Source organism: Pseudotabrizicola sp. 4114, from assembly GCF_031457365.1.
In the GTDB taxonomy this organism is placed as follows: Bacteria; Pseudomonadota; Alphaproteobacteria; order Rhodobacterales; family Rhodobacteraceae; genus Pseudotabrizicola.
This window is the reverse complement of sequence record NZ_JAVDWP010000002.1, coordinates 529,410-543,558: the sequence shown is the minus strand read 5'-3', so window position 1 is coordinate 543,558 and position 14,149 is coordinate 529,410. Positions and strand designations below refer to the sequence as shown.

11 protein-coding genes are annotated in these 14,149 nt (G+C 64.4%); 3 read left to right on the top strand and 8 right to left on the bottom strand.

Annotated elements, in window-relative coordinates:
• Positions 1-80: 80 nt before the first annotated feature.
• The 3 genes from rlmN to J2X53_RS07020 all read left to right on the top strand — a co-directional run bounded on the left by rlmN (position 81) and on the right by J2X53_RS07020 (position 3,722).
• Positions 81-1,268 (top strand): 23S rRNA (adenine(2503)-C(2))-methyltransferase RlmN, encoded by a 1,188-nt coding sequence (gene rlmN, locus J2X53_RS07030; RefSeq protein ID WP_349036764.1) that lies wholly within the window; start codon positions 81-83, stop codon positions 1,266-1,268.
• 144 nt (positions 1,269-1,412) lie between these two features.
• On the top strand, positions 1,413-2,459 hold the full coding sequence (locus tag J2X53_RS07025; protein WP_349036763.1) for a fatty acid desaturase: 1,047 nt from the start codon (positions 1,413-1,415) through the stop codon (positions 2,457-2,459).
• 51 nt (positions 2,460-2,510) lie between these two features.
• Entirely contained in the window at positions 2,511-3,722 is a 1,212-nt protein-coding gene (locus J2X53_RS07020) for a crosslink repair DNA glycosylase YcaQ family protein (protein ID WP_349036762.1), read from the top strand.
• Here the strand turns inward: J2X53_RS07020 and uvrC are convergent.
• The 8 genes from uvrC to J2X53_RS06980 all read right to left on the bottom strand — a co-directional run bounded on the left by uvrC (position 3,706) and on the right by J2X53_RS06980 (position 14,148).
• A complete protein-coding gene (gene uvrC / locus J2X53_RS07015; protein ID WP_349036761.1) occupies positions 3,706-5,580 on the bottom strand; it encodes an excinuclease ABC subunit UvrC in 1,875 nt (624 codons plus the stop codon). The genes J2X53_RS07020 and uvrC overlap by 17 nt on opposite strands.
• 320 nt (positions 5,581-5,900) lie before the next feature.
• Positions 5,901-6,674, bottom strand: coding sequence for an SDR family oxidoreductase (locus J2X53_RS07010; protein WP_349036760.1), 774 nt, complete (start codon positions 6,672-6,674; stop codon positions 5,901-5,903).
• Between the two features lie 3 nt (positions 6,675-6,677).
• Entirely contained in the window at positions 6,678-6,860 is a 183-nt protein-coding gene (locus J2X53_RS07005; protein WP_349036759.1) for a hypothetical protein, read from the bottom strand.
• Positions 6,861-7,655: a S49 family peptidase gene (locus J2X53_RS07000; RefSeq protein WP_349036758.1), complete on the bottom strand. Its 795-nt coding sequence runs from the start codon at positions 7,653-7,655 to the stop codon at positions 6,861-6,863.
• 60 nt (positions 7,656-7,715) lie between these two features.
• A complete protein-coding gene (locus J2X53_RS06995) occupies positions 7,716-7,925 on the bottom strand; it encodes a hypothetical protein (RefSeq protein ID WP_349036757.1) in 210 nt (69 codons plus the stop codon).
• A 102-nt stretch (positions 7,926-8,027) separates the two neighbouring features.
• Complete coding sequence (locus J2X53_RS06990; RefSeq protein ID WP_349036756.1) at positions 8,028-8,648, bottom strand: 4'-phosphopantetheinyl transferase superfamily protein; 621 nt, start codon at positions 8,646-8,648, stop codon at positions 8,028-8,030.
• On the bottom strand, positions 8,641-13,146 hold the full coding sequence (locus J2X53_RS06985) for a MupA/Atu3671 family FMN-dependent luciferase-like monooxygenase (protein ID WP_349036755.1): 4,506 nt from the start codon (positions 13,144-13,146) through the stop codon (positions 8,641-8,643). The genes J2X53_RS06990 and J2X53_RS06985 overlap by 8 nt, the downstream gene beginning before the upstream one ends.
• Before the next feature lie 24 nt (positions 13,147-13,170).
• Positions 13,171-14,148, bottom strand: a complete 978-nt coding sequence (locus J2X53_RS06980) for a glycosyltransferase family 2 protein (protein WP_349036754.1) — start codon at positions 14,146-14,148, stop codon at positions 13,171-13,173.
• Position 14,149 lies beyond the last annotated feature (1 nt).

Sequence of the window (14,149 nt, the reverse complement as noted above, 5' to 3'; positions counted from 1 at the left end):
TCGCACGGTTTCGTTTGCCCGGTTCCGTTTTGGCACCGAATCCCCTATATGAGTGCCTTACCCCGCCAATGGATACGCCGATGACCCCGACCGCCCCGATCACTCAGGATGTGCTGACCCTGCCGCGCAAGCTGGCCGAAGGGGGGCTGACCAATATGGTGGGCCTGACCCGCGACCAGTTGCGCGAGGCGCTGATCGCCGCTGGCACCCCGGAAAAGCAGGCCAAGATGCGGCTGGGGCAGATCTGGCAATGGGTCTATCACTGGGGCGTGCGCGACTTTGCTCAGATGACCAATCTGGCCAAGGATTACCGCACCCTGCTGGCCGATCACTTCGTGATCGAGCTGCCGCAGGTGGTGACCCGCCAGATTTCCGAAGACGGCACCCGCAAGTATCTGGTGCGCATCGCCGGCGGGCATGAGGTTGAGGTGGTGTATATCCCCGAAACCGACCGTGGCACGCTGTGCATCTCGTCTCAGGTCGGCTGCACGCTCACCTGTTCGTTCTGCCATACCGGCACGCAAAAACTGGTGCGCAACCTGACAGCGGGTGAGATCGTGGGGCAGGTCATGCTGGCCCGTGACGATCTGGGCGAATGGCCGGTGCAGGGCGCGCCAAAGGATGAGACCCGTCGGATCAGCAACATCGTCCTGATGGGCATGGGCGAGCCGCTGTATAATTTTGAAAACGTCCGCGACGCGATGAAAGTGGTGATGGACAACGAGGGCATTGCCCTTGGCCGTCGCCGCATCACCCTGTCGACCAGCGGCGTGGTGCCGGAAATCGCCCGCACTGCGACCGAAATCGGCTGCCTGCTGGCGGTGTCGTTCCATGCCACCACTGATGAGGTGCGCGACCAACTGGTGCCGATCAACAAGCGCTGGAACATCGCCACCTTGCTGGATGCCTTGCGCGCCTATCCGGGTCTGTCGAATTCCGAACGGATCACGTTTGAATATGTGATGCTGGATGGGGTGAACGACACCAAGGAAGACGCGCATCGTCTGGTCGAGCTGCTGCGCGGCATTCCGGCCAAGGTCAACCTGATCCCGTTCAACGAATGGCCCGGCGCGCCTTACAAACGCTCCAGCGGCAACCGCATCCACGCTTTTGCCGACATCATCTATCAGGCCGGCTACGCCAGCCCGATCCGCACCCCGCGCGGCGAAGATATCATGGCCGCCTGTGGCCAGCTGAAATCGGCGACCGAACGTGCCCGCAAATCGTCACGCGCCATCGCGGCCGAGGCGGGCCTTGCGCATGGATAACGCGGGTCGGGCATTTTGCCGCGTCCGTTGTCTTGTTCAATTTTCTGTAGCTAATTTATGTTACCCGACATACCAGTCTGGGACCGCTGTTTTGCGGTCCACACTCACCGGAACAGCAAAGCGAAAAGCCGCAAAGGCCCCTGAATGACGATGATGCAGAACGATCTGGCGCAAGCCCAGGAGGCAAGCGCCAGAAAATGGGTGCCCTTGCTGGCCAAATACCGTGACCCTTCGACCCCACGCTCGCTGTTTGAACTGGCCGTGACCATGGCGGGCTTTCTCGCCTTCTGGGCGCTGGCCTGGGTGGCGCTGTCGGTCAGCCCCTGGCTGGCGCTGGCGATTGCCGTGCTCAACGGGTTCTGGCTGGTGCGGTTGTTCCTGATCCAGCACGATTGCGGTCATCAGTCGTTTTTTGCCAACCGCGATGTGAATGACTGGGTCGGTCGCGCCATCGGCGTACTGACGCTGACCCCCTATACCGTGTGGAAACGCACGCATTCGATCCACCATGCCCACGCAGGCAACCTCGACCGGCGCGGCATCGGCGATGTGATGACCCTCACGGTGGAGGAGTATCATCAGCGCAGCTGGCTTGGTCGGCTGATGTATCGCGCCTATCGCCACCCGATCGTGATGTTCGGCATTGGTCCGGCCTATCTGTTCGTTCTGGAATACCGTCTGCCGCTGGGTCTGATGACGGCGGGCTGGCGCTACTGGCTGTCGGCCATGGGCACCAATCTGGTGCTCGCGGCGCTGCTGACCGGCCTGTTCCTGCTGGGCGGCTGGCAAGTGCCGGTGCTGATCTTCCTGCCCACAGTCGTCTCTGCCGCCACCATCGGCGTCTGGCTGTTCTTTGTGCAGCACCAATTCGAAGACACCTATTGGGATCAAGAGACTGACTGGCAAATGCATGATGCGGCGCTTCTGGGCAGCTCGCATTACAAACTGCCGCAGCCTTTGCGATGGATGACCGCGAATATCGGCATCCACCATGTGCATCACCTGTACAGCCGCATCCCATTCTACCGCCTGTCCGAAATCCTGCGCGACTATCCCGCGCTGGCGGAAGCACAGGTGCTGACCCTGCGCGAAAGCCTGTCCTGCGCCCGTCTGCACCTGTGGGATGAGGCGGGACGACGGCTGATCACCTTCCGCGAGGCGCGTCAGGTCCGGGCAGCACAGACGGCCTGAGCCTGTCCAAAGCTCTTGACCTTTCCGGCATGGCGCGGTCCCACTGTCGCCATGCACCTGCCCAACGCCACCGCCCGACACCTGTTCCTGCACCACCACGCCCTGACCGAGCCGCGCCATGGCCCGGCCAAGGGCGAGCCGCTGTCCGCGTTGATCGACCGCATCGGCTTTGTGCAGGTCGACAGCATCACCACGGTGGAACGCGCGCATCACATGATCCTCTGGGCGCGCCGCCACGGCTATCGCCCCCCGGCGCTGAAACCGCTGCTGGAGCAAAAGCGCGCGCTGTTCGAACACTGGACGCATGACGCTTCGATCGTCCCCACGGCCCTGTTCCCGCAGTGGAAACACCGCTTTGCCCGCGATGCCACCCGCCTGCATGCCAACTGGCAGCGCTGGTTCCGCGACGGGTATGAGGCGCAGTTCGACACGATCCTGAACCGCATTGCTGCGCACGGCCCGGTCAGCAGCGCCGATGTGGGTGAGGGCGAGGCGCGCGGCAAGGGCGGCTGGTGGGACTGGCACCCGTCAAAAACCGCGCTGGAATGGCTCTGGCGGACCGGGCAGATATCCGTCACCCGGCGCGATGCCTTCCGTAAGGTCTATGACCTGACCGAAAACGTCATCCCCGCCGAGCTCTACCGCGCCGAAACTTCGCCCGAACAGCACCGCGACTGGGCCTGCAGCACCGCGCTTGCCAACCTCGGTTTTGCCGACGAGACGGAAATCGCCCGCTATTGGCATGCCGTCGACAAGCCGGCGGTGCAGGATTGGGCGCGGGAGCAGCTCCTCGCCGGTCGGCTGATCCGCATCACCGTGGAACAGGCCGACGGCAACCTGCGCGCCGCCGTCGCCCGCCCCGATCTGGCCGCGCGTGTGCAGGCCCTGCCCGACGCCCCCACCGGGCTTCGCATCCTGTCGCCGTTTGACCCCGCGCTGCGCGACCGCGCCCGGATTGAACGCCTGTTCGGCTTTCACTACCGGATCGAGGTTTTCGTGCCCGAGGCAAAGCGTCAATACGGCTATTACGTGTTTCCCGTGCTGGAGGGCACCCAACTGATCGGCCGCATCGACACCAAAGCGGACCGGAGCTGTGCCACCCTGCGCGTCCGCGCCTTCTGGCCCGAACCGGGCATCCGCCACACCAAGGCCCGCCATGCCAAACTCGCCCGCGAGCTGGACCGGCTGGCGCAGTTCGCCAATTGCAACACCTGCGAATTTGCCGCCGACTGGCAGTGCGAACCGCTTAGCCGCGCACGTTGAAATAGTCGTAGATCACCTGCGCCATCGCTTCGGAAATGCCGTCCACCGCCGTCAGATCCGACAGACCCGCGCGCGACACCGCCTTTGCGCTGCCGAAATGCGCCAGGAGCGCCCGTTTGCGCGTGGCCCCCACGCCTGGAATGTCATCCAGCGGCGTCACGCCGACCTGCTTGGCGCGCTTGGCCACATGGGCGCCATTGGCCCAGCGGTGCGCCTCATCGCGCAGGCGCTGCACGAAATACAGAACCGGGTCATTGCGTTGCAGGGCAAAGGGCCGCTCGCCCATGCGGTAGAACTCTTCCTTGCCCTGATCGCGGTCAATCCCCTTGGCCACACCGACAAAGGGCACATCTTCGACTCCCAGCTCGGCCAGAATAGACCCCACCGCAGAAATCTGCCCCGCCCCGCCGTCAATCAGCAACAGGTCGGGCCACATATCCGATTTCCGCTCCGGGTCTTCCTTGATCAACCGCTCGAACCGCCGGGTCAGCACCTCTTTCATCATGCCGAAGTCGTCGGAATTGGCCCCCGCCGCCGATTTGATGTTGAATTTGCGGTACTGCGATTTCACAAACCCCTCCGGCCCGGCCACCACCATGCCGCCGACCGCATCAGACCCTTGGATATGCGCGTTGTCATAAATCTCGATCCGCTGCGGCGGGGCGTCCAGATCGAACGCCTCGGCCAGTCCGGCCAGCAGTTTGTTCTGAGTGCTGCTTTCCGCCATCTTGCGCGCAAGGCTTTCGCGGGCATTGCGGGTGGCATTTTCCACCAGTTCCGCCTTTTCGCCCCGCAGCGGCACCGCCAGCTCAACCTTGCGCCCGGCGCGATCTGACAGCGCCTGCACCACCAGATCCTCATCCTCGACCGCATGAGACAGCAGGATCAGCCGGGGAGGTTCTTTGTCATCATAGAACTGCGTCAGAAACGCGGTCAGAATCTCCGCCTCCTCGGCCCCCGCGCCGGTGCGCGGATAGAAATCGCGGTTCCCCCACGACTGGTTGGCGCGGATGAAGAACACCTGCACACAGGCCTGCCCGCCCTCCAGATGCAGCGCCACGATGTCCGCCTCGGTCACGCCACGCGGATTGATGCCCTGGGTCTGCTGCACTTGCGTCAGCGCGCGGATGCGGTCACGCAGCGCCGCCGCCCGCTCAAACTCCATCTCCTCCGACGCTTTCGCCATCTCGCCTGCCAGATTGGCCTGCACCGTCGTCGTTTTGCCCTGCAAAAACCGCTCTGCATCGGCGACCAGCTGGGCATACCCCTCGGCACTGACCTTGCCGACACAGGGCGCAGAGCATCGCTTGATCTGATACTGTAGACAGGGACGGGTGCGGGATTCAAACATCGCATCGGTGCAGTTGCGCAGCAAGAACACCTTCTGCAACTGGTTCAGCGTCCGGTTCACTGCGCCGGCAGAGGCAAAGGGGCCAAAATAGGCACCCTTTTCGGTCTTTTTCCCCCGGTGCTTTTTCAATTGCGGATAGGCGTGAGTCTTCGAGATCAGGATATTGGGAAAACTCTTGTCGTCCCGCATCAGCACGTTGTAGCGCGGCTTCAGCTGCTTGATCAGGTTCTGCTCCAAGAGCAGCGCCTCCACCTCGGTGCGGGTGGTCAGGAACATCATGCTGGCGGTTTCGAAAATCATCCGCGCGATCCGTGCCGAATGCCCGGCCCCGCGCGCATAATTCGACACCCGCGCCTTGAGGTTGCGCGCCTTGCCGACGTACAGCACTTCGCCCTTGGTGTTCAGCATCCGGTAGACGCCGGGCGAGGCGTCCAGCGTCTTCAGATAGGCCTGAATCACCGCCTGCCCGGTCGGTCCGGCCCCGGTTTCTGTGCTGTCGTCGGTCACCGCGCCCCCCCTGAAAGTTCGTCGATCTGAGTCATCGATTCTGCCCTACCGCTGCAATGATATGGCCCGGGGGGCAAGCGTTAAGAAGTCCACCGTTTCTGTGGATAAACCTGCGGACAAACTTTCCCGGGAGCCGGATTTCCCTTGTTTTTCGCCCATTTCGTTAAGATGCCTATTTTTTAGGCATAAACATAAGATGTTGAAATCAAATGGTATATTTTTGTCAGTCTCGTAATTCCATGCAAAATCAGGGGCTTGTGTAACGCATGTGTGAATGCTTTGCGAAAAGTGGACAACTTGCCGGTGCATACGCGTCAGTGTCACTCGACACCCAGCACATCGGGGGTTTTCCAGCCCAGATGCTGCCCGCCATCTACCGCGATCATCTGGCCGGTCACACCGGGGGAATCGAGGAAAAATCCCAGCGCCGCCGTCACATCCGACGGGTGCGCGCCGCGGCCCAGAATGGTCGCCGCCCGCTGCCGGGCAAAGTGCTGATCCGACTGCCGCGCGCCCTGCAGCGTCGGTCCAGGCCCGATGCCGTTGACCCGCACATGCGGGGCCAGCCCCTGCGCCGCCGTCCGGGTCAGCGCCCAAAGGCCCATCTTGGCAATGGTATAGCTGGCAAACTCCGGCGTCAGTTTCAGCACCCGCTGGTCGATCATGTTCACGACCAGCCCCTGCGCCACCGGCTCGCCGTTTTCATCCGGCACCGCTTGCGGGCATTGCGCCGCGAAGCCCTGCATCAGCACCAACGGCGCGCGCAGGTTGCTCTCGATGGCGCGGTCCCAACTGGTGCGCGTGCCGCTCTGCACCGTGTCATATTCAAAGATCGAGGCATTGTTGACCAGCACCGTCAGCGGCCCCAAAGCCGCCGCCGCGCGGGTCACCACCGTCTCGACCTGCGCCTCGTCCAGCAGATCGGCCTGCACCGCCACAGCGCGCCGGCCCAGTGCTTCGATCTCGGCCACCACGGCGGCCGCCTCTTCCGCCGATGACGCGTAATGCACCGCCACATCATGCCCACGCCCGGCCAGATACAGCGCCATCGCGCGGCCAAGCCGCTTGCCTGCCCCGGTCACCAATGCCGCCATGTCTCAGCCCTTTTTCCCGCAATCACAGCTTTTGCCGATGATATAGCGCCCGCAACTCCGGCACACAGGCCCCCGGCCCAGCGCCTTGTTCTTCATCCGGTCAATCGCCGACGGAAACACCAGTTTGCCCACCATTCCCACCAGCACCATGGCCAGAAGGAAAATCAGGATGATCTTGAACAGCATCTACAGCCCGTAGCGCGCCCAAAGCGCGCGCTCCTCGACCGATGCCATCAGCGTGTCGCTCATCGTCAGACCAAAGCGCTGAAACAGGCTCCGGCGGATGCCGTAGGGCACCAGCCGCACCTTGTCGCCGAACAGCTCTTTCATCTTGGGCACCAGATGGCCAACGCCGTCGGTCAGCCCGTTTTCCACGCTCGCACGCCCCACCCAGATATCGGCGTTGAACAGATCGGCATCCAGCTTCAGCCGCGTCCCGCGCCGCGCCTTGACCTGTGCGATGAAATTCTGGTGCAACGGGGCCAGCATCTTGTTGATGCGCTCCACATCTTCCGGCCGTTCCGGTTTGAACGGATCGGCAAAAGATTTCGAGCGGCCCGCTGTGTGCACCCTGCGTTCCACCCCGTTTTTCTGCATCAGCTCGTGAAAGCCAAAGCTGGCGTAGATCACGCCGATAGACCCCACCAGCGACGATGGGTCCACCCAGATCTGATCGGCCGCCGTTGCCAGCCAATAGCCACCCGATGCGGCGACATCTTCGACAAAGCAGTGCACCGGCACCTTTTTCTCGTCCGACAACCGCCGGATGCGCGAAGCGATCAGCGACGATTGCACCGCCGACCCACCGGGGGAGTTGATGACCAAAGCCACCGCCGCCGGTTTGCCACGGGAAAACGCCCGCTCGAACAACGGGGCCAGCGTCTGATCCGACAGGCTGCGTGCCCCGGTGCCAATCGCGCCTTGCAGGCGGATGACAGGCACTACGGGATGTTTTGGCAAAAAGGGGATGAGGTGCTTCATGGTCCAGAGGTAAGTCGGACCATGCCCCCGAACAAGAGCAAAGCGGCGTTTCGCCCCGGTTTAGCCGTGCCGGACGCGGGTGTAGCTCTCCGGCTTGTCACGGGCCAGCCTGATATAGGCAAAAACCCCGCTCACAAACCCAAGGGCCGCCAGCAGACTGGCCACCAGAATCTGGCTCTGATCGTGAATGTCTGCCGACAGCGCCAGATAGCCAAAGGCCCAGAAGCCCGACCAGCTGACCACGCAGATCAAAGCGACAAGTTTGTTCATTGCGTCCTCCCAAACACGCATCCCCTCCTCCGGGCGTGCGTTTTTGGGCAGGATAGCGCAAATCCCTCACCTGTCGCGACAATTCGTCGCCGCGTCGCAGCATCAGATCTGCGCCAAGGCCAGCACATGGCCCGCCGCCCGGACAATCCGCCCTGCAATCTGGTCACCGCTGGCAAAGGGCGGCACTGGTTGCACAAACACCGCTGCAAAGCGGTCGCCCTGCATCTGGACCCGCATCGCGTCAAAGCCATAGAGGGTGCGGCTGATCGCGTATTGCGCCTTGTACGCAGCCTCTTTGGCGCAAAACACCGATTTAGCCTGCGCCCCGGTCATCCCTATGCGTTCTTCTGGCCGCAGGATCGCCTCCCACAGCTCGGGCTCCAGCGGGGTATCGGCTTCCAGATCAACCCCGATCCCCCGGCATCTGGCAGCGGACATCACCACAGCCAGACAGGCCGCCCGGGTATGGCTGATAGACCCGACCAGCCCCCCAGGCCAGACCGGGGCACGATCTGCCCCTTGCGGGATTGCCTGCGCTTGATTGCCCATCGCCATCCGCGCCGCAAAACGCCCTGCCGCGAACTCCCGCAGCCGCGCGGGCACTGCCCCCGGCAAAGCCTCGCCCGGCCTCAGCGGATACACGGCACAAGGGTCGGCCCAGCCCAGGCCCGCGCCATCTGGCGCGATGCCGCGCAACGCCGCCAGCAGGCCCGCGTCAGGCATCCACGCCCGTCCGGCCTGCCCGCATCGCCCGCCTGCGCGCCATGGCATCAGCGCGCGCATCGGCTTGCGTCGCCAATGTGGCAGGCTTGGCCACTACGGCGGCAGGCTTCGGCCCGTCATCCAGATGCGCCGCCAAGGCCGAGAGCGTGGGAAAGCGGAAGATGTCGGTGATCGACAGCTTCGTGGCCCCCAGCGCTTCCCTGATTTCCCGATGCGCCTGCACCGCCAGCAAGCTGTGCCCGCCCAGCGCAAAGAAGTTGTCCTTGGCCCCCACCTTTGGCACACCCAGTACCCGCGCCCAGACCGCCGCAATCTGCGCTTCCACGTCCGAGGTCAGCGCAACAAAGGCAGTCGCCTCGGCCACCCGCACCCCCGGCACTGGCAGCGCCTTGCGGTCCACCTTGCGGTTGGGGGTCAGCGGGAAAGTCTCCAGCGTCACGATATGCGCCGGCACCATATGCTCTGGCAACACTGTCGCCAGCGCCGTGCGCAGCGAAGTTTCCTCAGCCGTGCCAGTGACATAGCCCACCAGACGCACATCACCGGGGCTGTCTTCACGCGCCATCACCACGGCTTGCCGCACGCCCGGTTGCGCCTCCAGCACCGCTTCGATCTCGCCCAACTCGATCCGGTAGCCGCGCAGCTTGACCTGATGGTCGGTGCGGCCAAGGAAATCAATCTTGCCATCGGCGCGCCGGCGCACCAGATCGCCGGTCCGGTACATCCGCGCGCCCCAGGGGCAGGCGCGGTCTGCCGTCACGAACGGGTCCGCCACAAACCGCTCTGCCGTCAGATCATCGCGCTGCCAATAGCCGCGCGTGACGCCATCGCCGCCGATCCACAGCTCTCCCGGCGTGCCCACCGGCACCGGCTGCTGCGCGTCATCCAGCACATACATTTGCTGATTTGCCAGTGGCGTGCCGATGTTCGACACACCTTCTGTAGTGGCAACCTCCTCGACCGAAGACCAGATCGTGGTTTCCGTAGGCCCGTACATGTTCAGAATCCGCGCCGATGACGCCGCCCGCAGATCCTGCACCAAGGCCCCCGGCAGCGCCTCACCACCGACCATCACGGTTTTCACCCCGGCCAGAGCGGCGCGCGAGTCGTCATTCATCGCAATCATCCGCGCCATGGATGGCGTGCATTGCAGATGCGTGACGCGGTGCCGGATCAGCTGTGCCGCGATGGAATAATCATCCGACTCTACGCCCCCCCCGGCGTTTGCGCGCCGCACCACTTCGGCCAGCGGATAGAGGCCCTCCATCACCTGCTCGGGCGCGATGCCGTAGTCGATCAGACAGGCAACCTCACCCACGCCGATCCGTTTCAGCTGTTCCACCCGCATCAAGGCATCCTCAACCGTGCCGAACAGGCCCGAATCCTCAAAGTAGCGCTGGAAGGCGAAATCCAGAATTGCCTCGTTTTCCTCGGCACTTAGACTGCGCAGGTCGATGTCCATCGGGTTGGTCACACCCTGCGGCTTCTTGAACGCCGGGAAGGCCCAGGCGTATTGCTTCACCAGCCCCACCGCCGCCGCGAGATAGGCCTTCATCGGCCCTTCCGCCACCCGCCGCACCTGCGCCCGGTCGCGCCCGACATAGGAATGCAGCATCAAGGTCACCACGCCCGCCTCGGGGTCGTGGCCCGCTTTGGCGCGCGCTTCGCGGTAGAGCTGGATCTTGCCCGCCACCTCGTCCACCGACTGGCCCAACAGGTGGGTCAGCACATTGACCCCCATCTCGCCCGCCTCGCGCCAGGTGTCGGGGTTGCCCGCCGTCGTCACCCAGAGCGGCAATTCGGCCGACACCGGGCGCGGCTGGGTCACCACGGTGAACATCGAGCCGTCAGCCTTGGGGAACTCCACGCCTTCGCCGCGCCACAGACGGCGGACCTGATCTGCCGCCGCGTACATGGCTAACTTGTTGTTTGGCGGCGTATTTTCCGGTCGCAGCACAAAATCGTCCGGCTGCCAGCCAGAGGCAATAGCCATGCCCGCCCGCCCGTTGGTCAGGTTGTCGATCACCGCCCATTCCTCGGCAATCCGCGCCGGGTGGTGCAGGGGCACCACGCAAGACCCGGCCCGCACACCGATGTTCTTGGTGACCGCCGCCACCGCCGCGCCTGTCACCGACGGGTTCGGATAGGGGCCGCCGAAGGCATGGAAATGTCGCTCGGGCGTCCAGACCGCGACGAAGCCATGGGTGTCGGCGAACTTTGCGCCTTCGAGCAGCAGCTCATATTTCTTTGGGCCGACGCCATCGTCATTGCCCCAGTAATACAATGAAAAGTCTATACTTTTTTCAGATCTGATCCGACCCGACGACACCAGTGCGCGGTTGTCATCGGACGAGATCACCACCTTGAACCCGCGCGCCAGCGTCCAGAACAGCTCCAGCACCGAAATGTCGAACGACAGCGAGGTGACGGCCAGCCAGACCCCCGGATCGGTGCCGATGCGCTGATCCATCCCGGTGAAGAAGTTGGCGACGTTGCGATGTTCCACCATCACGCCCTTGGGCCGCCCGGTCGAGCCAGAGGTATAGATCATATAGGCCAGATCACCCGGCGTCACACCAGAAATGGGGTTTGTATCTGGTGCGCCCGGAATACGCCCATCGGTGTCAAGACACAGCGCCGCCACTTGTTTCGGCAGATTGTCCGCCAGATCGCTGGTGGTCACAATCACCGGGCAGGCGGAATCTTCAATAAAAAGCGCTGTGCGTTCAACAGGATAGGCCGGGTCCATCGGAACGTAGGCCCCGCCCGCCTTTTGAATCGCCAGAGCCCCCACCAGCATGTCGAGCGAGCGGCGGATGTGCAGGCCGACCAGAACCCCCGGCCCCACCCCCAGCCCGCGCAGCACATGCGCCACCCGGTTCGCCCGGGCGTTCAGGGCGGCATAGGTCAGCTCCACCGACTCAAAACTGATCGCCGGGGCGTCTGGTGTGCGCTGAACCTGCGCCTCAAACGCCTGATGCACACAGTATGATGCGCGTGTGGCCAGCGTCTGGTTCACGTCATGCAGCACAGCATGACGTTCGCGCGGCGACAGCATCGGCAGGGCGGAGACCTGCGCCGTGTCGGTGGCGGCCCCGGCCACATAGGAAAGGCGCTCTGCCAGCGCCAGCGCCTCGGGTTCAGAGATCCGGGACAGGTCGGCATGCAGTGCCCCGTCACAAAGCGTGATCACCGTGCCCGGCACCGGCTTGCCGTGCAGCGACACGCCGACCTGCGGCATCGCCAGATCGGCAAGCGCCGCATCGCGCGTCATCAGATCCAGCGCAAAGCCGGACGCGCGTTCTGCCAGCAGCGCCGCTTTTGCCGCCGCCACCGTGCCATCGGTCGCGATCCGCACCGGCACCCAGTCGCTGCTGTAGCCCGCCAGCCCCGGCGCCACCGACAGCGCCACATCGGGCGCGTCCTGCCCCGACACCCGCGCCATCGCCACCGCCAGCGTAGCCGCATCGCCCGCGACCTCGACCCGTAGCCAGCCGTGACCATCGCCAGCGCCGGTCACCGTTGCCGGGGACATCGCCGCCAGCCGCTTCCTTAGCCCCGGCTCGAACGGCACCAGTGCCGTGAGGGCCGCCGTCAGCGCCTCTGCATCGGTCAGCGCTGCCACATCGCGCACCGTTGACGGGCACACCGCCAGCCCGCGCGTTTGACAGGTCAGCCGGTGCAGGCGCACCGCGCCCTGCCCGCATGCTACTATGACCCCTTCTGGCGACGACGACAGCACTTGGCCCGGCGCACCCGACCCCTCCACCACATCGGCAGCGCCCACATTCAGCACGCCGAACGATCCGGCAATCTTGGCCGTGGTCAGCGGGTTCCAGTAGCGGCCATGGTCCAGCGCCCGCACCCTGCGCGCGACGGCTTCGGCGGGGGCAGAAAAATCCAGCCGTCCAAAGGCTGCTGGCCGGTCGGAGCGCGCAAACACCCGGCGCTGGGAAAGATCCTGCGCCACAGGGCGCAGACCCGACTCCATCTGCGCCATCACCGCCGGGAAACTCTCTACCCCAGCCTCAAAGCAGCGGGTGTTCAGGGTCAGCGCGGTGTCGGTCGGCGCCACGTCAAACAACCGCTGCTCCAGAGTGTCGCCCTCATCCACGCCATCGGTCATCAGATGCCAGGAGATGCCATGCTGCGCCTCACCGCCGAGCAAGGCCCAGACCGGCGCATTCAGACCCGCATAGCGCGGCAGCGGCCCGTCGTGAAAGTTCACAGCACCCCGCGCGGCCATCGCGCGCACGCCCGCAGGCACCAGCGACAGGTTGGCGACCGACAACAGCCAGTCACACGACAGCCCCGCCAGCCGCTCTGTCAGCCCCGGCCCCGGCGCTTCGACCCGCAGCCCCTGTGCCATGGCCCAGGCCCGCACCTCGGGCTGGCGGGTCACCACTGCTGCCAGCCGATGCCCGCGCGCCAGCCACGCCGCACCGCAAGCCTGCGTCAGGCTTTCATTGCCGATCAAAAGCGCACTCAGAACCATCATACTCTCCTTACCGCCGCAGCGGCCTTACTTTCCCGCCACAGGCCGAAACCCGGAAAACGCCCAAGCCAGAGCATGGGCCGACATGTCAAAAAGGTAATGCCTGGGGTCGATCACATCCTTGCGCTGGATCAAGGCCCGCGCGCGCCAGATCAGCCCCCCGGTCACATGCGCCGCCGTTGCCAGCAGCGCATAGGCCCGGCCATGCGATTTGGTGTAATAATACATCCGCGATTCCAGCCAGAAGCGCGGCACCCGCTGCCAGCGCTTCATCCCGGTCGATACCGAGCCGATATGCGCGACGCGGCTTTCCACCACGTAATCGGTGGGGAACCCGGCCCGCGCCGCCCGCAGGCACAGTTCGGTTTCCTCGAAATAGAGGAAGAACACCTCGTCAAAGAGGCCAATCCGCTCCAGCACCGAGTGCCGCATCATCAGGCTGGCCCCGGCAAGCCAATCCACCCGCCCGGTAACGGTGGGCAAGGGTGGTGCCACGATTGCCCCGCGCAGCAGGCGCGAGATCGGGCCAAAGCGCGCCGCCTGTTCAAACTCGCCCGCGATGGTGGGAAAGCGGAACGCGGTGTGATGCGGCGCACCATCGGTTCCGTGAATAGAGCTGCCGGCAAAGCCGGTTTGCGGATGCGTCTCCAGATGCGCCAGCAGCGCGGCAATCGCATCCGGCGCGGGAAAGGCATCGGAGTTCAGGAGATACACATAATCGGGCCGCGCGCCGCCCGGCAGACCGGCGCGGATGCCAAAGTTGTTGCCCGCGCCAAAGCCGCCGTTATGCCCCGATTGCAGCACCCGCACCCGGTGCGGGCCATGGTCCCAGCCCCGCTGGGCCACCGCTGCCGACATCTGGTCGAAACTGCCATCGCCCGAGTCGTTGTCAACGATCACTACCGCGCCGTCGATGCCCTGCATCGCGACCAGCGCCGCTTCGGCAGCGCGCAGGGTCATCTCTGCCGTCCGCCAGTTCAGGATCACCGTCAGTACCGTGGCCATG

Bases quoted from the DNA above. Each gene is read 5' to 3' on its own strand.
- J2X53_RS06995 (WP_349036757.1), bottom strand. From the start codon at position 7,925: ATGAACAAACTTGTCGCTTTGATCTGCGTGGTCAGCTGGTCGGGCTTC.
- J2X53_RS07005 (WP_349036759.1), bottom strand. From the start codon at position 6,860: ATGCTGTTCAAGATCATCCTGATTTTCCTTCTGGCCATGGTGCTGGTG.
- J2X53_RS06985 (WP_349036755.1), bottom strand. From the start codon at position 13,146: ATGATGGTTCTGAGTGCGCTTTTGATCGGCAATGAAAGCCTGACGCAG.
- J2X53_RS07010 (WP_349036760.1), bottom strand. From the start codon at position 6,674: ATGGCGGCATTGGTGACCGGGGCAGGCAAGCGGCTTGGCCGCGCGATG.
- J2X53_RS06980 (WP_349036754.1), bottom strand. From the start codon at position 14,148: ATGGCCACGGTACTGACGGTGATCCTGAACTGGCGGACGGCAGAGATG.
- rlmN (WP_349036764.1), top strand. From the start codon at position 81: ATGACCCCGACCGCCCCGATCACTCAGGATGTGCTGACCCTGCCGCGC.
- J2X53_RS07025 (WP_349036763.1), top strand. From the start codon at position 1,413: ATGACGATGATGCAGAACGATCTGGCGCAAGCCCAGGAGGCAAGCGCC.
- J2X53_RS07020 (WP_349036762.1), top strand. From the start codon at position 2,511: ATGCACCTGCCCAACGCCACCGCCCGACACCTGTTCCTGCACCACCAC.
- J2X53_RS07000 (WP_349036758.1), bottom strand. From the start codon at position 7,655: ATGAAGCACCTCATCCCCTTTTTGCCAAAACATCCCGTAGTGCCTGTC.
- J2X53_RS06990 (WP_349036756.1), bottom strand. From the start codon at position 8,648: ATGCCTGACGCGGGCCTGCTGGCGGCGTTGCGCGGCATCGCGCCAGAT.